Raw genomic sequence first — 17,669 nt, forward strand, 5'->3', positions numbered from 1 at the left:
CGCCGCACCCTCACCCAGCCGACCGGCTACGCCCTGCACCCGTGGGCCGACCTGAAGCCGCCCGGCACCCCGGCCTCGCTCACCACTCCCACCACTCCCGCCACCGCCCCCACCACTGCCCCCGCTCTCGACGCTCTCACCGCTCTCGACGGAAGGACCTTCCACCATGCGAGTCCCGGAAGCGCGGGGTGAGCGGCGATGATTCTCCACCTGCACTTCGCAGAGCCGTCGTCCGACGCCACGTACCGCCAACTCATCGACATGCTGGGCGAGTTCACACCGGTGGTGCAGGCGCTGCCGCCGGACGCGGCGCTCGCCGACGTGTCCGGGAGCGTGCGGTACTTCGACCGCGACGCCGCCGGGCTCGCGGCCCTGATCCGGATGCGCGCCGCCGCGATGTTCGACGTCGACGTGACGATCGGCATCGGCCCCAGCCCGCTGCTCGCCCAGCTGGTCGCCCACCGCGGAGCCCCCGGCGCCGTCCGCGCCCTCCCCGACGATCCCCGGGCCATCACCGCGTTCCTCACCGGGCTGCCCGCCGCCGCGCTGCCCGGGGTCGGTCCGGCGACGGCCCGTACCCTGGCCTCCTACGGCCTGGCCACCGCCGACCAGATCGCCGCCACCCCGCTGCTCACGCTCCAGCGCATCCTGGGAACGGCCGCCGGACGGCAGCTCCACCAGCGCGCGGCCGGTATCGACCCCACCCCGGTCGTCGCCGGAGCCCCGCCCCGTACGTTCAGCGCCGAGCACCGCTTCGTACGCGACGAACTCGACCCCGACCGGCAGCGCGGCGCCCTGACCCATCTCGCCGAACGCCTCGGCACCCGGCTCCGCGGCGACCGGCAGGTCTGCCACTCGCTGACCCTGACCGTCCAGTACGCCGACCGCTCGACGACCACCCGCAGCCGCGCCCTGCCCGAACCCAGCGCACACAGCCCCCAACTCCGTGCGACAGCACACGCGTTGCACACGTCGCTCGGACTCCAGCGGGCCCGGGTCCGCTTCCTCACCCTGCGCGCCGCGGATCTGTGCGACGCCCGTTCGGCGTCCCGGCAGCTGACCTTCGGGCCCGATGACGACAAGGCGCGCCGCATCGAGGCCGCGGCCGACCGGGCCAGGGCCCGCTTCGGCCCGGGCGCGGTGCGGCCCGCCAGCACCGCCGGGCTGCCGTGACGAGGACTCCTCGGCATCGCGACTCCTGGGGATCCAGGCCACCCCGCACGCCGGCATTTACTTGAAAGTTCAAGTCAAGTAGGGTGTCCGGCATGAGTCAGAGCGGCCCGCCCCGGCCGGACACCGCCCCGCCGTTCCCCGCCACGCGGGCAGCGTCGAATTCGGCATGCGCCGATCCGCAGGGGCCGCCCGGCAGGTCGGACCGCACATGACGGCGCGCAGGATGCGACCCCGGGACGCCGCCGTGCGCACGGCCCTGCTCGCCCTCGTCCTCCTCTTCCTCGTTCCGCTGTTCGGTGTCGAAGGGCCGACGGGTTCCGCATCCGCCGGGTCCACGGCCGACCGCAGCGCGACTGCCCTCACCTCCACCCCTCGGGCCGACTCCCCCGACGAAGAACGCGGCTGCCACGAGGGACAGCCGGGAGCGCCCAGCGGAGCCGTGGCACCGTGCCCCGAGCAACCGGGGTCGCACGTTCCCAAGGCGACGACCGCACCGCCCGGTCCGCAGGACGACGCCCTGGCCTATTCCGGTACGTCGCCCCCGGACACCACATCGGTCGACCTGTACAGAATCCAGATCATCCGAACCTAGGCGGGTCCTCTCCACCCGCAATCGCCGACGAGCCGAACAGGGCCGGTCGGCACCACTGTGCTGCGCTTCCCCCGCAGCCTCCACGTACAGGAGAGACACCATGTCCGTTTCCACCAGCACGCACACCGCTTCACGGAGCGACGCCACCTCCCTTTCCGCACCTGCGCGGTCCGGCAGTGACCTCGGGCTCCTGCTGCTGCGCTGGGCGGTCGGCCTGACGATGGCCGCCCACGGAAGCCAGAAGCTCTTCGGCTGGTTCGACGGCGGCGGCCTCGACGGCACCGCGGGATTCTTCGCGGGCAGCGGCTACGCGGCCCCGCAGACCATGGCACTGGTCGCCGGGCTCACCGAGACCCTGGCCGGTCTCGGCCTCGTCATCGGCTTCCTCACCCCGCTCGCCGGGGCGGGCATCGTGGGCATCATGCTCAATGCCATCGCCGTGAAGTGGGGCAGCGGATTCTTCAACCCCACCGGCATCGAGTACGACCTGCTGCTGCTCGTCGCCGCCGCGAGCCTGGCACTGGCCGGACCCGGCAGGTTCGCCGTCGACCGGCTCCTGCCCGTACTCCGCACGCACCGCCTCACCCACGGCATCGCCGCCGTGGCACTCGGCGCCGCCACGGCCGGCATCGTCCTGGTGACCGTCCGCGGCTGACGCCCCCACGAGACCGAGGGCCCTTCCCCGCTCCAACCGGCGCGGGGCAGGGCCCTCGGAACAACCGTCGGCGCGCCGCCCCTTGCCGGGCACCGAGAGCGGTGAGCACGGCGCCCGGTACGGGCGGTCCACGCTGCCGTTCGTACGGTCGTGGTGCCGGCCGTGGTGGATCTGGCCGCGCCGGTGCCCGTTCTGGCGGCGGCCGGACCTTCGCGGTCAGCGCCCCGGCGGGCCCCCTGCGTCATCCTTGCGTCATCCCTCGCATCATCCCCTGCGGAAGGCTGAGCGCCGAGCCCGCGTGCACCGTGATGCGTACGGGCTTGAACTCCGTTGCATCCAGCGGGAGTTGCCCCGTGCCCGAACCGCGTGCATAGCGCGGGTGGGCGCCGCCGCTGAGCTGGAGGCGGACACGGTGCCCGGCGGCGAAGCGGTACGCGGTGGAACTCATCGCGACAGTCGCCGCCGACGGGACGTCCCCCGCGGTACGGAGCGAGGTGATGCCGTCGCAGACGTTGACGGAACGGCCCGCCGGGTCCACGTCGCAGAGACGGGCGAAGACGTCGGCGTACCCGGTGTCGGTGGAGATCCGGAGCTGCGCGAAGACCGGGCCGAGGACCTCCAGGGGTTCGATCAGCGGCGGGCCGGTGAAAGTGAGGACGTCGTCGCGCGCCTCCAGGGCGGTGTTGTCGCGGGCACCGGCGGCCGGGGAGATCAGGGGCCCTCCGACGGACGGGGTGGGATCGGCCGGGTCGTAGCGGAGGGAGGCGACGGGGTCGTCGTCCGTGGGCGCCTGCTGGATGAGGTGCCCGTCGGAAGCCGGGAACCACGGGGCGCCGGGGGCACCGGGGGCACCGGACAGGCCCGACCCGCCGGACCCACCGAACCCGCCGAACCCGCCTGACCCGCCTGACCCGCCTGACCCGCCTGACCCGCCTGCTGCACCTTCCGCACCGGACACACCTTCCGCACCGGGCGCACCTTGCGCACCGAACGCACCCCCCAGTCCCCCCGGCCACTCCTCAAGGTCCCGCCACTCGCCCTTCCCCTCCCCTTCGCCCCCGCCGACGTGCACGCGTACCGCCGTGGGCCGCAGCCCGGACGGGTCGTCGTACAGGTGGGCGCGCAGCCAGGCCAGCGTCTCCGCGAACACCTCGGACCAGCCCTGCTGGAGTGCGGTCGTGTGCGTCCAGGGGCCGACGAGCAGCGCCGTCTCGCAACCTGCCGCGCGCAGCCTTTCGTACTGCTGGAGGGTCTGGTCGGCCAGAGTGTCGTGCCACCCGGTGACCAGACTGGTGGGTACGGTCGCCCGGTCGGCCGCTGCGGCGAGCGAAGCCCCTTGCCAGTAGGGGTCGTCGGGGTCCGGGTGGGCCAGCATGCCGTCCAACCAGGGCAGTTCGCCAAGAGTGGATTCGTACGCCCCGCGCAGCGGCCGGGCGGCAACGATCCGGCCGAGGTGGCGCTTGAGACGGATCATCGCCTTCATGAGAGCTCGGGTGCCCTGGTGCTGGTACGCGACGCCCGCGCCGCCGACGAGCGAGTACTCCAACTGGAGCGCCCCGGTGGCGCCGTCGGTGGCGGGCGCGTGGAAGAGGGCGTGCGGGTCGTGCAGGCCGACCTGGACCGCCATGGCCTTGAGCTCGGGCGGGGGATCGAGGGCGAGGGCCCACTGGACGTAGCCGAGGTAGCTGGGACCGACGGTGCCCAACTTGCCGTTGAACCACGGCTGTTGGCGGAGCCAGGCGACAGCGGCCTGCCCGTCGGCGGGCTCGTTTCGCCAGTAGTGGAAGCTTCCGCCCGAGCCGCCGGTGCCGCGGCAGCTCTGCAGGACGACGTGGAAGCCTTGTTCGGCGAAGAGGATCCCGTACAGGGGCGACCAGGGGATGCCCCTCCCGTAGGGCGAGCGGACGAGGAGAGTGGGAAAGTCACCCAAGTCGCCCTCGCCGCGCGGGAAGTAGTGATCGGTGATCAGCACACTGCCGTCGGCCCCCGGCACCTCCAGCCCTGGCCGCCACCCGACGTCGTACCGCTTCGCCGGCAGCTTGCGCCAGGTCGCCCGCATCAGCCGGGAGGACAGGGGCGGCTTGGCGGCCGACGCGGCCCATCCACTCCCGTCGAGCCCCTTCGCACCGCCCGCCACCTCACGTTCGTTCTGCATCGCGGTTCCCCTCTCGCTATTCTCGTACGTTGTACGAGAATAGCGGATGCTTGGATGGAACCCCGCCGGACCCCCACCGGACCCCGCCCGTACACCCGAGAAACGAGACGACCATGCCCCGCGGCGACAACCCAGCCCCCGCAGCCGTCGACCCGCAGGAACTCTGGCTCGGCACCGGAACCACCCGGTCCGGCAGGGGCCGCAAGCCCGCCTTCACCCGCGAGGCAATCACCGCCTCGGCGGTCGCCCTCGCGGACGCGGAGGGGCTGGACGCGGTCACGATGCGGCGGGTGGCCGCCGAGGTCGGGGCGGGGGTCATGTCCCTCTACAGCTACGCCCCCGACAAGGAGACCCTGCTGGAGCTGATGGTCGACCACGTCAGCGCCGAACTCGCACCGGCCACGGCCGCGTCCCCGCTCACCGGCGACTGGCGCGCCGACCTCAAGTCCGTCGCCCGCATCCAGCGCGCCCAGATGCTGCGCCACAGCTGGCTGCCGACCGCGCTGTCCACCCGCCGCTCACTCGGCCCGAACGCCTTGGCCTTCCTGGAGCACGCGCTGGCCGCCCTGCGCCCCACCGGACTGGACGGCGCCGCGAAGCTGGAGGTCTTCAGCCAACTGACCGGCTTCGTCTCCGGCTACGTCGGCCACGAGATCACCCAGGCAACGGCGGCCCACCACCCCGACCGCACCGCCGCCGAGATCCGCTACCTCACCGCCGTCGCCACCGACGGCCGGCACCCGGAACTCGCCGAAGCGCTCGCGGCCCCGCCGCGCCCCCTCTCCCCGGACGCGATGTTCACCCGCTTCCTGGACCGCCTGGTGGACGGCCTCGACACGGACTGAGCCCCGGCCCCCAAGCCCCTGCCCTGTCCCTGTCCCTGTCCCTGTCCCTGTCCCTGTCCCTGCCCCCGCCGCCGCATCCGTGCCCGGGCTCACGTCACGGGCACGAGTTCGGGCAGGGTGAGGGCCGAATGGGCCGGTCGCCCCTCCGCGGAGGCGGAGGGCATGGCGCTGAGATTGCGCAGCATGTCGTTGCGCTGTTCCAGGGCACGGGCGGTGGCCGGGAAGAGCGCGGCATCGCCCTTGCCGACCTGGTCCTGATTCAGCGTCACGAACTCGCGGGTGTGGTGTTCGTAGGCGGCGAAGCCGGTGGCGTGGTCCCGGTCCGCCAGGGAAGCGGCGAGCATGTACGCGCCGACGAGCGCGAGGCTGGAGCCCTGTCCTGTGAGGAACGAGGGGGCGTACGCGGCGTCGCCCACCAGCGCAACCCTGCCGCTGGACCAGCGGGGCATGCGGATCTGGCTGACCACGTCGAAGAACAGGTCGTCCGCGTCACGCAGGGCGGCGAGCATCCCCGGGACCTCCCATCCCGCGTCGGCGAAGACCGCGGCGACCAGGTCCCGTTGGGCCTGCGGGTTCCGGAACACGTCGAGCGGCGGTTCCGGGCGGGCGAAGTTCAAGAAGGCGTGCACGTCGTCGTTGTCCCCGACGGCGTAGAGCGCCGCGGCCCTTCCCGGGGTGTTCCAGATCGTGGTCTCGTGGGAGAGCCCGAAGGTGTTGCGCATGGTGAACCCGGCGAAGCAGTGGCCGAGATACCGGTGGAACTGCTCTTCGGGGCCGAACAGGAACTCACGCGTACGTGAATGCAGGCCGTCCGCGCCGAACACCTTGTCGAACGTACGCCTGCCGCCCCCGCGGAAGGTGACGTCGACGCCGTGGCCGGACTGGTCGAGGGAGTCGATGGAATCGTCGAACAAGAACTCCACGTCGTCACGGACCGCCGCGTGGAGAGCGCGGGTCAGATCCCCGCGCCGTACCTCCAGATCCTGTCCCGGAACACCACCGGTGACGGTGTGCGGGTCGACCGAGACCACCTCGCCGCCGTCCCCGTCGAGGAAGGTCAACCGGCGCAGGTCGATGTGCGCGTCCCGCAGCCGCGGCAGGATTCCCATCCTCCGAACGACCTCAAGTGCGGTGCCGCGTACGTCGATGGGATATCCACCGTCGCGAAGTGTGCGTGCCTTCTCGACCACCGTGACCGCGAATCCGTGGCGGTTCAGCCAGAACGCGAGGGCGGGCCCCGCGATGCCGGCCCCGGATATGAGGACCTTGCGCTTCGGCGCGGTACGAGGGACCGTCAACAGATCGGTGCGATTCATTCCTTGACTCCTTTGCTCATGGTGCGGACGACAAGCAGGGAGAGCGCCGTAACGGCGCCGGCGATGACGAATCCGGTGGCGAAGGCGGATTCGGCCGGGACCTTCGACCCGGCGGGGGTCCCGGCGGTGAGGAGGGCGCCGCTGAGCTGCACGCCCACGGCGAAGCCGATCACGCGAGTCACCAGGACCAGGCTGGTGGCGATTCCGGTGTCACTTCGATCGACGGACGTGGCGGTGCTGGTCACCATCGCGGTGACGCACAGGCCGTTGGCGAGCGCGATCAGCAACTTGCCGACGACGAGGTGCCAGACCTCCGAGTGCACGGCCGCCAGGGCGATCAGGGCGGTGGTCATGAGGACGACTCCGGAGGTGACCACGGCACGCGGGCCGTACCGCCGCACCCCTATCCCGCTGACCGGCCCGGCAAGCGACGCGGCCACGGCGCCGGGCAGCAGGAAGAAGCCGATCTCGGTGGCACTGGCCCCGAATCCGTACCCGTCGCCGGACACCGCGAACAACTGCGGGAGGAGGTGGACCGTCACCGAGGCACCGACGCAGACCACGAACGTCAGCACGCACGACTTCCACACCGCGGGCCGTGCCAGCATGCGCAGATCGACCATCGGAGAGGCCGCGCGGCGCTCCACGGCGATCCATCCGGACGCGAAGGCGGCCAGCAGTACGAGAAGGGCGCCGAGTGCGAGCGGCTGCGCTCCGATGACGGGCGCCAGCTTCAGCACGAGCATCAGCGTGATCAGCGTTCCGCTCAGCAGAACCAGGCCGGGCCAGTCGACCCCGGCGCCGTCCGACCGGCCCTGAGGGTCCTTCGGCATCAGCCCGTTCACCAGCAGGGTCGCCCCGATGACCCCGAGCGTCGGCAGCGCGAACATCCAGTGCCGGGACAGCCCTTCGGCCACGGGCCCTGCCAACAGCGTTCCCGCCATCCCGCCCCCGACGAACAACCCGCTGACCACCCCGATGGCCACCTTCGACTCTCCTGCGGGGAGGTGGTTGCGCACCAGGATGAACGACAGCGGCAGCGCGCCCACCATCGCCCCCTGCAGTACCTGACCGAGCAGCAGCACCGGCAGGTTCGGCGCCAGGGCGGACACCAGCCCACCGGCCGAGACCACCGCCATCAGCGGGACCAGGACCCGTTTCCCGCCGTACCGGTCGCCGAACCTGCCGGCCACCGGTGTGACGAGCGCGCCGGTGATGAGGAGCACGATGCTGAGTAACGCCCCTTCGGCGGGACTCATGTCCAGCTCGCGCTGGAGGAGCGGGAGCGTCGGCGTCACCACCGACTCCAGGGCACCGGTGGCGACTGCCAGCAGGCCGAGGGCTCCGACAGCGGCCTTCCCGATGCGGGCCGGGGGAGCCAGAGTTGCGGTCATGAACGTCCTTTCCGCCAGTGCCGGGCGAGCAAGGGGATCGGCCGTACGCGCTGCACTGCGCGTACGGCACCTGCCGAACCACTACTGCACTACACCGTGCAGTGTAGTTCGGTTAGGATGTGCCCATGCCGACCACGAAGACACCCACGAAGACACTGCGCGAGGGGTCCGCGCAGAAGCGGGCCGCCATCCTCTCGGCGGCCCGGGAACTGTTCCTCACCGACGGCTTCGACCGGTCCAGCGTCGACGCGGTCGCCACCCGCGCCGAGGTGTCCAAGCGGACGGTCTACGACTACTTCGGCGACAAGCAGACGCTGCTGCAGGCAGTCGTCGACGCCGTCGGCCAGTCACTGATCACCACGATCCGGCGCACCCTCGACGACACCTTCACCGGCGTCATCGAGGACGCCGACCTGGAGGACGCCCTGATCACGTTCTCGATGCGCATCGCGACCGACATGCTCGGCTCGGCGGAGTACGCGACGCTGCAACGACTGGTCAAGGCGGAATCCGGCAACCTGCCGCACCAGGGCTACAACCCCATGGCCGACACCCCCGACGAGGCGATCGCCGAGCGGTTCGCCGCCCTCGCCGCGGCCGGACTGCTCGAAGTGCCCGACCCGCGCCTCGCGGCCGACCAGTTCATCGCGCTGACCTTCGGCGTCGCGCTGGACAGGCTCGGTTCCGCGAACGCCGCGGAGGACACCCGCGTCCGGCCACTCGTCGTCGAGGGAGTACGGACCTTCCTCCGCGCATACCGAACCAGGTAGGACCGGGTCCGCCCGGTCGCCCGGCCGGCTGTCCGACCGGTCGCCCAGCCGATTGCAGACCCAATTCCGGAAGTCAGTCCCTCTGAGTCCCTCTCGGCCCCGTCTCATCCTTCGGGACACCCTTTGACCTGCGGCGATACGAAAGGGACTGAAGGAGGGACCGAGAGGGACCGAGAGACCGAGAGCAGGCTGCCGGAGAATCGGTCAACCGTTCCCCAACTCCCCCCGAAGGCGCGCTACTTCTCCCAGACCGAGACGTGCGTGCCGCTCTCGCTCGTGAACGGCTCCCCCGCCCATCCCGCCCAGCGGTCGCGCAGCCGCATGCCGGCGAGCCGGGCCATCAGGTCGAGTTCGGCGGGCCAGACGTACCGGAAGGGGATCGAGCGGTACGAGCCGCGGCCCTCGACGACCTCGATGTAGTTCGAGCTCATCGACTGGGTGGCGACGTCGTAGTGGTCGAACGCCCAGCGGGTGGGGGTGACTTGCATGGGTACGGCGTCCTGTCCCGGCGGCAGCAGCCGCAGCTCCGGGACTCCGACCTCGATGACGAAGGTGCCGCCGGGGGCGAGGTGGTCGGCGGCGTTGCGGAAGCAGGCGACCTGCTCGTCCTGCGTGGTGAGGTTCATGATGGTGTTGAAGACGAGGTAGGCGAGGGAGAAGCTCCCCCGCCCCTCCGTCTCGGTGGTCGCGAAGTCGCCGATCGTCACGCCGAGCGCGTCGCCGCCCGGCTTCTCGCGGAGCTTCTGCACCATGGCGCGGGACATGTCGATGCCGCGGACGGGTACGCCGCGGCGGGCGAGCGGGAGGGCGATGCGCCCGGTGCCGATGCCGAATTCGAGGGCGGGGCCGCCTGCGGCGAGTTCGGCGAGGAGGCCGACCGCGGGCTCGACCGCCTCCGGGCCGAACATGCGGGACGAGGGGTCGTCGTAGGTGGCTGCGACCGATGCTCCGAAGTAGCCGTCTTCCGGTGAGTCCATCGCCGGACCGTACTGCGCGCCACGAACCCGGCGCACCTCCTTTTCGCCGCCCCCGACCGATGCGCTCACTGCGGACGGGGCGGGTAACTCCCCCCGTACATCGGCAGTTTGCCGCTCTCACCCCTGGCCGGCCGCCGCACCCGCACGGAAGCGCTCACGGCACCCATGGCAACGGAAGCGCTCACGGCAGCCACGGCACCGGACAACGGGCCGGCTCAGCCACCCGCACCTCTCACACCCAGGTGTACGTCTCGTCCGTGACGGCCTCCAGCACCGCATCGGCAACGGCCGCCCGGGGACCGGCGAGAGCCGCGAGGGTGGGACCGAGGGGGCGAGAGCCGCGAGGGCGGGACCGAGGGAGGGTGGAAAGATCGGCAGGGCAGCACACTCACGGTGGTCGACCCACTCCACCACCCCCAACTCGCGCTCGCCACCGGGTAGTTCGTCGTACTCCTCCGATGCGAGCGCGGCGCGGACGGCGGACGTGACGTGGAATCGGTGGATGAGGTGAAGCTTGCGCGGGGGCGGGGCGTAGTGGGTGGAGGTGGAACGGTCACGGCGGATGAGCGCCACTTCCCTCCCGCAGAACACCAGGGCACCGACACGGACCTTGAGCCGCGAGAAGGCGGGATCGGGGCCGGGATCGCAATCGGGGCCAGGGCCGGAATCGGAATCGGACTGGTCCGGAGTGCGCGTCATGCGGCCAGTATCGCCTTGTGCTGCGCCCGGCCGGCCCGCTGCGGCGAGGGTGCCGTGAGCGGGTCGCCCACGCTTCGGCTCAGTGGTCGGCGGTCTCCTGTGTGCCGACGGTGTCCAGCAGTCCCGGGATGCCCAGCAGCGTCGGGAGGGTACGCATGTCGTCGAACACGATTGCACCCGCTCCCTCCAGCCGCGCGGCGCGGCTGAGGCCTCCGCAGTAACCGAAGGCGCGCATTCCGGCTGCGCGGGCGGCCTGGACCCCGTACGGACTGTCCTCGACGACCACGCACCGCTCGGGGGCCACCCCCAGCGAACGGGCCGCGTGCAGGAAGAGGTCGGGGGCGGGCTTGCCCCGGGGGACGTCGGTGGCGCTGAAGATGCGGTCGTCCGTGAAGTGGCGTGCCAGGGAGGTGAGTCCGAAGCTGCGGCGGATGTCCTGGTGCCGGCCGTTGGACGCGACACAGAAGGGGGTGGCGGAGCGGGTGAGACGGTCGAGGATCCCGTCGATGCCGTCGACCGCGGTCAGTTCCGCCGCGAACGCCTCCTCATAGAGGTGTTCGTACGGTTGCCGCCAACCCTCCTCAAGGGTGCGGCCCAGACGTTCTGCGATGGCGGCGGTGTACACCTCGTCCGAGGAGCCGACGAACTTCTCCATGATCTCGGCCTCGGTGAACGCACAACCCAGATCGGCTGTGATCATCGCGTCGACCTTCACACAGATGCGCTCGCTGTCGACCAGGACACCGTCACAATCGAAGATCACAAGCTCGATGGGGCTTACGACACCAGCCGGAGCAGTCATGCCAGGAAGGGTAGACGGCAGCCTCGCGCGGCCCCTGGGCAGGGGCGGCGGCGGCAGGCACGGCGCCCAGGTCCTACTGGCCGGGCCGGTTCCCTGCGCTGGGACGTTCCCTGCGCTGGGCCGGTTCCCCGCGCTGGGACGTTGCCTGCGCTGGGACGTTGCCCGCGCTGGGACGTTGCCTGCGCTGGGACGTTCCCCGCGCTGGGACACCGAATGCACCTGCCTGGCCTGCGGCGCCGGCGCGGCCGTCCGCGGCGGCGAACTGTCGGACCGCTTGCGTGAGCAGTTGCTCGCCGAACACGGCCGGGCCATCCTGCACGTGAGCCCGTCCGCCAGGAGCGCCCCGGTCATGCAGGTGCTGCGGGCCGAACTCGGCCTCGGCCTGACCGCCGCCAGGACCGCACTGCACCGCATCCGTTTCGGGGCGTACACGGGCACCCTCGCCGAGGCGGAACTCCTGGCCCGGCACCTGAGCCTCGGGCATGGACGCCGTCGCACGCTCGCGCGCATGAGCCATGACCGACGCGCCGCCGCAACTGCCGCTCCCTGCGCTGCCGCTCCCTGCGCTGCGAGACTGAGTCCATGGCCGACCGCACGCCGGACAGCACGCCCGACCCCACACCAGCCGGCGCTCCCCACGACGCCCCAGCCGGCACACCGCCCGCCCCCACCCACTGGTCCCCCGACCCCCGCGCCCTCCACGGCCGCATCGCCCTCGTCGCCGGGGCCACCCGCGGGGCCGGGCGCGGCATCGCCGCCGCGCTCGGCGAGGCCGGTGCGACCGTCATCTGTACGGGGCGTACGAGCCGCTCCCCCACCGCCACGACCCGCTCGGACTACGACCGGCCGTCGGAGACGATCGAGGAGACCGCCGAGCTGGTGACCCGGCTCGGCGGCACCGGGGTCGCCGTTCCCGTCGACCATCTGGACAGCGGACAGGTGCAGGACCTCGCCTCGTACGTCCGTGCCGCGCACGGCCGGCTCGATGTGCTCGTCAACGACATCTGGGGCGGCGAAGTCCTCAAGGGCGGCCCGGCCGACTGGAACACCCCGATCTGGGAACACGACCTCGACGACGGGCTGCGGATCGTCCGACTCGCCGTGCACACACACCTGATCACCTCCCACCACCTCCTCCCGCTGCTCGTCGCCCAACCCGGCGGGCTCCTCGTCGAAGTCACCGACGGCACCGCCGATGACAACGCCTCGCGCTACCGCATCTCCGTCTTCTACGACCTTGCCAAGACCGCGGTGAACCGGCTGGCCTTCTCCCAGGGCCACGAGCTCGCCCCGTACGGTGCGAGCGCCGTCGCCGTCACGCCCGGCTGGCTGCGTTCGGAGATGATGCTCGCCAACTATGGGGTGACGGAGGGCAATTGGCGCTCCGCGCTGGAGCCGGGCCCCGGGCGTCCCACCGCCCCCCCCGGGTTCGCCCACTCCGAATCGCCGCGCTACGTGGGCCGGGCCGTGGCCGCGATGGCAGCCGACCCGGCCCGTTCCCGCTGGAACCAGCGCTCCGTCAGCTCCGCGGAGCTGGCCCGGGAGTACGGCTTCACCGATGTGGACGGGACCCGCCCCGACAGCTGGGGCGAGTGACCGCTTCGGAACGCGTCAGCGCTTGGGCTGGTTGAGGGTGCCGAGTGATTTGACGTGGCCGACGGCCTTGAAGCCCCAGTCGAGCAGGGCGCGGGCCTCGCGGTAGACGGTGAGGCCGTTACCCGTCTGCGGGTTGAGGACGGTGACGATCAGGGTCCGGTTTCCCCGGCGGGCGGCGGCGATGAGGGTGTTGCCCGCCTTGCTGGTGTAGCCGTTCTTGATGCCGACCAGGCCGGGGTAGCGGCCGACGCCGCTGGCACCGGTGAGCAGCCGGTTGGTGTTCTGGATGGGGTACGAGGAGGTGTGGCTGCCGTCCGCGCGGGTGCCGCTGGGGAAGCGGGAGTTCGCGGTCCGCGCGTACTGCGCGAACTGGGAGTTCTTCAGCCCGGCCCGCCCGAAGAGTGCCAGGTCGTACGCGGTGGAGTACTGGCCGGGCGCGTCGTAGCCGTCCGCGTTGACGACCCGGGTGTTGCGGGCGCCGAGCGCGCGGGCCTTGGCCTGCATCTGCGTGACGCTGGACTTCCAGCCGCCGTTCATGGCGGCCAGGACGTGCACGGCGTCGTTGCCGGAGCGCAGGAACGTGCCGCGCCACAGGTCGGCCGCCCGGTAGGTCCGGCCGGCCTTCACACCGACGAGGCTGCTGCCGCTGCCCACGCCCGCCAGGTCCTTCTTGCTGACCTTGCGGAGGGCCTTGCCGGGAACGCGGTCCAGCGCGGCCAGCGCGAACAGTGCCTTGAGGGTGCTCGCGGGAGGCAGTTTCCAGTGCGGATTGTGGGCGGCGATCACGGCACCGGTCTTCGCGTCCGCGACGATCCAGGCGCGCGCGGACACCTTCTTGCCCAGGGCGGCCCGGCCCGGGGCACCGGCCAGGGGTGCGGTGGTGGCGGACGCGGACGCGGGGGTGGCGAGTAACGCGGGGGACGCGGGCAGGAGGAGCAGTACGGCTACTGCTCCAGTGACGACTCGACAGGATGCTGCGGCAGAGGCAGATGTGACGGTCATTCAGTAACAATAAGGAGGGGACACCCGGAGAGACGCTCTGAATTGAGCCAACCGGGTGGCCCGGGCCCGTCACGCACGGTCAGCCGCTGCCAGGGGTTCGGGAGTCGTTGTACGTACGGCGTTGACACCCACGGCATCACCGCTCCAGCCGCCGGTTCTCACGGCGTCGAAGCGCCGCCGCCGCGCTTCGCCGAACGCACCCGTCCCGCATGCGCGGCACCGGCCACAGAGTTCGTGAACCGCGTGTCCTCCCGGGCGCTCCACCCGTTCGTCCAGGTCCCGGTCCACGTCCCCGTGAACGCCACCGGCAACACGGTCAACGTGATCGGCGCCCTGAACCCGGCCTTCGGCAACGAGTCGTCGCACAGCTGACTTGTCCCGGCACAGCCGACATGGCCAGTAGCGCCGATCCGGTCGATACGGCCGACGGCGGAGGGCCTCCCGGAATCCACCGGGAGACCCTCCGCGCATGTCCGCGGCCTCACGCGTCCTCGACGACCTCGGTGTCGAAGAAGCAGAAGTGGCCCTTGATAGAGGCGACTTCGGGCTTCGGATCCTGGTACGCCCACACCAGATCGGCCCCGCCGGGCACCGACCAGTACACGGCGTCACCCTTGAAAGGACAGTGGGTGGAGGTGTCCGACGCTGTCAGGTGCTCGGTACGGACGTCCTCGGGCCGCAGGTAGTAGCGGACCGGCAGCCCGGTCTCGTGCAGCAGAAGCGGCCGGCGGCTCTCGGCGAGCAACTGCCCGTCCCGCACGACCCGTACATGCGTCGTCCCCGGCTCCACGGTGATGTGGTGGCCCTTGCTTCCCTTGCCCGTGCTGTGAGATGTCATGTGGGATTCAGCGCCGGACACTCCCGGTTTCTTCCCCTCCCAGGAAGACAACGGCGTCCATGCCGTCCCGGTCGGCCTCGTTCATCGTGAGGTGGGACATGGGCACGGGGTCCGGCAGGGCGCTCGGGTGCAGGTGGGCCGCGACGAAGGCGTAGCGGTCTCCGACGGCGGACGCCGAGACGAGGGCGCCGGCGCTCCACCAGCGCAGTTCCGTACCCCCGAAGTCCATGACGGACCGGTTGCGCTGGAGGTGGATGTTGTGCGCGAAGACCAGGCACGGCCCGCGCCCGGCCTCGGACGCCGCCAGGGCCAGGAGGTTCTCGGCCATCATGGCGCCCCTGACCCCGATGACGACCGACATGCGGTCCGGCGCGGTGGAAGCCAGCGCCACGTGATAGCGCAGGAGTCCCCTGGCGGTACGCGCGTGGGCATACGCACGGTCGAAGGCGGGGGCGAAGGTGGTGTCGACGGCACCGCCGGCCGGGTCGTTCTGCCGCAGTCCCGGCAGCTCGGACTCGTACACCGCCAGTACGTCCTCGGCGGCGAGCCGCAGCGTGTGCGCCCGCTCCGAGTCTCCGACGGAGCGGGCGGGGTCCATGAAGGCGGCCGGATCGGTCCAGGGCGCGTCGTCGCCGAGGAGCGCGCGAAGGGTCTCCGAGTCGTACGGGACGCGGTGCGCGGGCAGGTGCTCGGTCAGGTACGCGTGGGCCGCCAGGAGGGAGGCGCGGGGGCTCGGGGTGTCGCCCTGTTCGATCGGGGCGTCGAACCCGTGGAACCGGACCTGGTCGGCGGGGTCGAGGAGGGCGTTGTGCTCGCGGAGCCGTACGACGAGGTCGCGGTTGGCGGGCGAGGTGCCCCAGCCGTGGCTGAACCCGGTGGCCAGGGCCTGGTCGAGGTCCCCGGTACCGGCGGTGATGTGGTCGTCGACGGCGGTCGCCGCCAGCCAGTCGCTCTCGACGGCGAGGGAGCGGTAGCCGTGGTGGTGCACCAGGTGCATCAGCATGTCGTTGCGCAGCCGCGGGAACTCCTCCACGCCGTGGGTGGGTTCACCCAGGCCGAGGAGGAGGGGCGGCTGCGGGAAGGTTCCCATCAACTGGTCGACGGCGGAGGCGAGTTCGGCGGGCCCGCCACCGGGACGAAGGCCGAGATCGCGGACGGAGGGAGGACGGGACATGGCGAATTCCCTTCGGGAAGGACGCTGGGGAAGGTTACGGGGGGGGGCGCGCTCCCTTTCCCTTCAACCGTATCCTTGAACAATCCATTGAGACTTTCCGCCGAAAGCCCGCCCACATCACCGTCCTCCTGCCCTCAGAACCCTCAAAGGAGGCACATGACCCCCCGCCCCCTCCGTCCCGTCGACCTGGCCCGCGAGCACGGCCTCTCCACCCAGGCCGTACGCAACTACGAGGACGAGGGCATCCTGCCGCCGGCCGGCCGCAGCCCCTCCGGCTACCGGCACTACACCGACGTGCACGCCCAGGCCCTGCGCGCCTTCCTCGCCCTGCGTCCCGGCTTCGGGCACCGCAGGGCCGCGGACATCCTGCGGGCCGCCCACCGGGGTGACACGGGAGCCCTCTTCCGTCTCGTCGACCGCGCCCACGCCGACCTGCTGCGCGAACGCGACACCCTCGACGAGGTCACCGCCGCGCTCGGCACGCTGACCGCCGCGCCGGTCCCGTACGACGAAGGCTCCGGCACCCGGCCCACCATCGGCACCCTCGCCCACCAGCTCGGCATGCATCCCGCCTCACTGCGCAAGTGGGAGGCCGCCGGCATCCTGCACCCCCGCCGCGACCCCGCCACGGGCCACCGCCGCTACCCGCCGGAAGCGGTGCGCGAGGCGTACGTGGCGCGCCAACTCCGGCGCGGAGGCTATCCGTTGGCTCGTATCAAGGACTTCACCGACCGGCTGCAGGACGCGGGCAACACCACCGCACTGGCCGACGTCCTGGCCGAATGGCACACCCGCCTCACCCACCGGAGCAGGGCGATGCTCGCGGCAGGGCAGCATCTCCACGGCTACCTGGAACTCGTACGGTGAGGGCGGGAGCGTTCGGGGCGCTCCCGCCCTCACCTGTTCCGTGGGCCCGGACCCGTCGGCTGTTCCGTGGGCCCGACGCCGTCGCCCCGGGCCGTCAGTACCAGAGCTGGTAGGGCTGGCCGCCGTTGCAGGCGAAGGTGCGCAGTCCTTCGTGGCTGTCGTCCAGGCACCTGCCTGTCGCCTGGTTCAGGAGCTCGATGCCGCCCTTCCAGGCCCTGCTCTGCCAGCGCTGGTACTTCTCCGTGCCGTTGCCGCACGCGAAGGCGCGCAGGCCCCGCTCGTTGCTGTCGTCCAGGCAGGCGCCCGTCGCGACGTTCTTGAGGACGCTGACCCTGCCACCCTTGCCGTAGACGGTCCACCGCTGGTGGGGGTTGTCCGCCGGACCGCACGGCATGGGCCGCAGGCCGTACTGCGAGTCGTCCAGACAGGCCCCGGTGGCACGGTTCTTGAACGTCTGTACGTCGGCCTGGACCGCCTGGGGCGCCTGGACGGCCTGGATCTTCAACTGGCCGCCTTGCCCGCCCTGTTCGCCGACTGCCGACGCAGTGGCGGCGGGGAGGGCTGCGAGGGTGAGGGCCGTCACCGCACACATCCCGGTGGCGAGTCTGGCGAACCGGGAGATTTTCTGATGCTGATTCACTGTGGTTCCTTATGGGTGTCGTTCCGTCACGAGGTGCTGTGTTCACGAGCTGGTGTGTTCACCAGGTGGTTCGGTGTCTTCGTGCGCCTCCACCGTCGCGACCGCCGCTCTCACGCCGCTCCCCTCCGGCCCTCCTCCCGCTCTCGCGCCGGTCACTCTCCGGTCACCCGTCCG

Annotated in this window: 18 protein-coding genes; 9 read left to right on the forward strand and 9 right to left on the reverse strand. The window is 71.5% G+C overall.

Annotated elements, in window-relative coordinates:
* The 4 genes from ACWGIG_RS12920 to ACWGIG_RS12935 form a co-directional block, all read left to right on the forward strand.
* A partial coding sequence (locus tag ACWGIG_RS12920; protein WP_453321603.1) for a hypothetical protein occupies positions 1-192 on the forward strand: 192 nt, incomplete at its 5' end.
* 6 nt (positions 193-198) lie between these two features.
* Positions 199-1,173, forward strand: a complete 975-nt coding sequence (locus tag ACWGIG_RS12925) for a DNA polymerase Y family protein (protein WP_453321604.1) — start codon at positions 199-201, stop codon at positions 1,171-1,173.
* A gap of 166 nt (positions 1,174-1,339) precedes the next feature.
* The gene (locus tag ACWGIG_RS12930) at positions 1,340-1,765 is read left to right on the forward strand and encodes a hypothetical protein (protein ID WP_453321605.1); all 426 of its coding nucleotides are present in this window, start codon (positions 1,340-1,342) and stop codon (positions 1,763-1,765) included.
* Between the two features lie 100 nt (positions 1,766-1,865).
* Positions 1,866-2,420, forward strand: coding sequence for a DoxX family protein (locus tag ACWGIG_RS12935; protein WP_453321606.1), 555 nt, complete (start codon positions 1,866-1,868; stop codon positions 2,418-2,420).
* Between the two features lie 241 nt (positions 2,421-2,661).
* Here the strand turns inward: ACWGIG_RS12935 and ACWGIG_RS12940 are convergent, their stop codons facing one another.
* Complete coding sequence (locus tag ACWGIG_RS12940; protein ID WP_453321628.1) at positions 2,662-4,479, reverse strand: CocE/NonD family hydrolase; 1,818 nt, start codon at positions 4,477-4,479, stop codon at positions 2,662-2,664.
* A gap of 209 nt (positions 4,480-4,688) precedes the next feature.
* Between ACWGIG_RS12940 and ACWGIG_RS12945 the strand changes: the two genes are divergently transcribed.
* Complete coding sequence (locus tag ACWGIG_RS12945) at positions 4,689-5,420, forward strand: TetR/AcrR family transcriptional regulator (protein ID WP_453321607.1); 732 nt, start codon at positions 4,689-4,691, stop codon at positions 5,418-5,420.
* 89 nt (positions 5,421-5,509) lie between these two features.
* Here ACWGIG_RS12945 and ACWGIG_RS12950 read toward each other — a convergent pair whose 3' ends face one another.
* Together ACWGIG_RS12950 and ACWGIG_RS12955 are read right to left on the reverse strand one after the other, a co-directional pair.
* A complete protein-coding gene (locus tag ACWGIG_RS12950; RefSeq protein ID WP_453321608.1) occupies positions 5,510-6,736 on the reverse strand; it encodes an FAD-dependent monooxygenase in 1,227 nt (408 codons plus the stop codon).
* Positions 6,733-8,130 (reverse strand): MFS transporter, encoded by a 1,398-nt coding sequence (locus ACWGIG_RS12955; protein ID WP_453321609.1) that lies wholly within the window; start codon positions 8,128-8,130, stop codon positions 6,733-6,735. The genes ACWGIG_RS12950 and ACWGIG_RS12955 overlap by 4 nt, the downstream gene beginning before the upstream one ends.
* A 125-nt stretch (positions 8,131-8,255) precedes the next feature.
* Here ACWGIG_RS12955 and ACWGIG_RS12960 point away from each other — a divergent pair, with 125 nt between their 5' ends.
* The gene (locus tag ACWGIG_RS12960) at positions 8,256-8,900 is read left to right on the forward strand and encodes a TetR/AcrR family transcriptional regulator (protein ID WP_453321610.1); all 645 of its coding nucleotides are present in this window, start codon (positions 8,256-8,258) and stop codon (positions 8,898-8,900) included.
* 236 nt (positions 8,901-9,136) lie between these two features.
* On the opposite strand, the gene ACWGIG_RS12965 is transcribed toward ACWGIG_RS12960, so the two are convergent.
* Both ACWGIG_RS12965 and ACWGIG_RS12970 read right to left on the reverse strand, forming a co-directional pair.
* Entirely contained in the window at positions 9,137-9,877 is a 741-nt protein-coding gene (locus ACWGIG_RS12965) for a class I SAM-dependent DNA methyltransferase (RefSeq protein WP_453321611.1), read from the reverse strand.
* A gap of 778 nt (positions 9,878-10,655) precedes the next feature.
* Positions 10,656-11,378, reverse strand: a complete 723-nt coding sequence (locus tag ACWGIG_RS12970) for an HAD family hydrolase (protein ID WP_453321612.1) — start codon at positions 11,376-11,378, stop codon at positions 10,656-10,658.
* A gap of 582 nt (positions 11,379-11,960) precedes the next feature.
* Between ACWGIG_RS12970 and ACWGIG_RS12975 the strand changes: the two genes are divergently transcribed.
* A complete protein-coding gene (locus ACWGIG_RS12975; RefSeq protein ID WP_453321613.1) occupies positions 11,961-12,974 on the forward strand; it encodes an SDR family oxidoreductase in 1,014 nt (337 codons plus the stop codon).
* Positions 12,975-12,989: 15 nt separating this feature from the next.
* Here the strand turns inward: ACWGIG_RS12975 and ACWGIG_RS12980 are convergent, their stop codons facing one another.
* Positions 12,990-13,976 carry a D-alanyl-D-alanine carboxypeptidase family protein gene (locus ACWGIG_RS12980; protein WP_453321614.1) on the reverse strand — a complete coding sequence of 329 codons (987 nt, stop codon included), beginning with the start codon at positions 13,974-13,976 and terminating at the stop codon, positions 12,990-12,992.
* Between the two features lie 135 nt (positions 13,977-14,111).
* Between ACWGIG_RS12980 and ACWGIG_RS12985 the strand changes: the two genes are divergently transcribed.
* A complete protein-coding gene (locus ACWGIG_RS12985) occupies positions 14,112-14,348 on the forward strand; it encodes a chaplin (RefSeq protein WP_453321629.1) in 237 nt (78 codons plus the stop codon).
* Positions 14,349-14,457: 109 nt separating this feature from the next.
* On the opposite strand, the gene ACWGIG_RS12990 is transcribed toward ACWGIG_RS12985, so the two are convergent.
* Positions 14,458-14,814: a DUF427 domain-containing protein gene (locus ACWGIG_RS12990; RefSeq protein ID WP_453321615.1), complete on the reverse strand. Its 357-nt coding sequence runs from the start codon at positions 14,812-14,814 to the stop codon at positions 14,458-14,460.
* Between the two features lie 7 nt (positions 14,815-14,821).
* Positions 14,822-15,988, reverse strand: coding sequence for an erythromycin esterase family protein (locus ACWGIG_RS12995; RefSeq protein WP_453321616.1), 1,167 nt, complete (start codon positions 15,986-15,988; stop codon positions 14,822-14,824).
* 156 nt (positions 15,989-16,144) lie between these two features.
* On the opposite strand from ACWGIG_RS12995, the gene ACWGIG_RS13000 reads away from it, so the two are divergent.
* Complete coding sequence (locus ACWGIG_RS13000; RefSeq protein WP_453321617.1) at positions 16,145-16,855, forward strand: MerR family transcriptional regulator; 711 nt, start codon at positions 16,145-16,147, stop codon at positions 16,853-16,855.
* 94 nt (positions 16,856-16,949) lie between these two features.
* On the opposite strand, the gene ACWGIG_RS13005 is transcribed toward ACWGIG_RS13000, so the two are convergent.
* Positions 16,950-17,495, reverse strand: coding sequence for an RICIN domain-containing protein (locus ACWGIG_RS13005; protein ID WP_453321618.1), 546 nt, complete (start codon positions 17,493-17,495; stop codon positions 16,950-16,952).
* Positions 17,496-17,669 lie beyond the last annotated feature (174 nt).

The organism is Streptomyces sp. NPDC054863 (genome assembly GCF_053610825.1).

Excerpts from the sequence above, each read along its gene's own strand:
- ACWGIG_RS12925 (WP_453321604.1), top strand. The coding sequence starts at position 199 with ATGATTCTCCACCTGCACTTCGCAGAGCCGTCGTCCGACGCCACGTAC.
- ACWGIG_RS12930 (WP_453321605.1), top strand. The coding sequence starts at position 1,340 with ATGCGCCGATCCGCAGGGGCCGCCCGGCAGGTCGGACCGCACATGACG.
- ACWGIG_RS12935 (WP_453321606.1), top strand. The coding sequence starts at position 1,866 with ATGTCCGTTTCCACCAGCACGCACACCGCTTCACGGAGCGACGCCACC.
- ACWGIG_RS12940 (WP_453321628.1), bottom strand. The coding sequence starts at position 4,479 with ATGCGGGCGACCTGGCGCAAGCTGCCGGCGAAGCGGTACGACGTCGGG.
- ACWGIG_RS12945 (WP_453321607.1), top strand. The coding sequence starts at position 4,689 with ATGCCCCGCGGCGACAACCCAGCCCCCGCAGCCGTCGACCCGCAGGAA.
- ACWGIG_RS12950 (WP_453321608.1), bottom strand. The coding sequence starts at position 6,736 with ATGAATCGCACCGATCTGTTGACGGTCCCTCGTACCGCGCCGAAGCGC.
- ACWGIG_RS12955 (WP_453321609.1), bottom strand. The coding sequence starts at position 8,130 with ATGACCGCAACTCTGGCTCCCCCGGCCCGCATCGGGAAGGCCGCTGTC.
- ACWGIG_RS12960 (WP_453321610.1), top strand. The coding sequence starts at position 8,256 with ATGCCGACCACGAAGACACCCACGAAGACACTGCGCGAGGGGTCCGCG.
- ACWGIG_RS12965 (WP_453321611.1), bottom strand. The coding sequence starts at position 9,877 with ATGGACTCACCGGAAGACGGCTACTTCGGAGCATCGGTCGCAGCCACC.
- ACWGIG_RS12970 (WP_453321612.1), bottom strand. The coding sequence starts at position 11,378 with ATGACTGCTCCGGCTGGTGTCGTAAGCCCCATCGAGCTTGTGATCTTC.
- ACWGIG_RS12975 (WP_453321613.1), top strand. The coding sequence starts at position 11,961 with ATGGCCGACCGCACGCCGGACAGCACGCCCGACCCCACACCAGCCGGC.
- ACWGIG_RS12980 (WP_453321614.1), bottom strand. The coding sequence starts at position 13,976 with ATGACCGTCACATCTGCCTCTGCCGCAGCATCCTGTCGAGTCGTCACT.
- ACWGIG_RS12990 (WP_453321615.1), bottom strand. The coding sequence starts at position 14,814 with ATGACATCTCACAGCACGGGCAAGGGAAGCAAGGGCCACCACATCACC.
- ACWGIG_RS12995 (WP_453321616.1), bottom strand. The coding sequence starts at position 15,988 with ATGTCCCGTCCTCCCTCCGTCCGCGATCTCGGCCTTCGTCCCGGTGGC.
- ACWGIG_RS13000 (WP_453321617.1), top strand. The coding sequence starts at position 16,145 with ATGACCCCCCGCCCCCTCCGTCCCGTCGACCTGGCCCGCGAGCACGGC.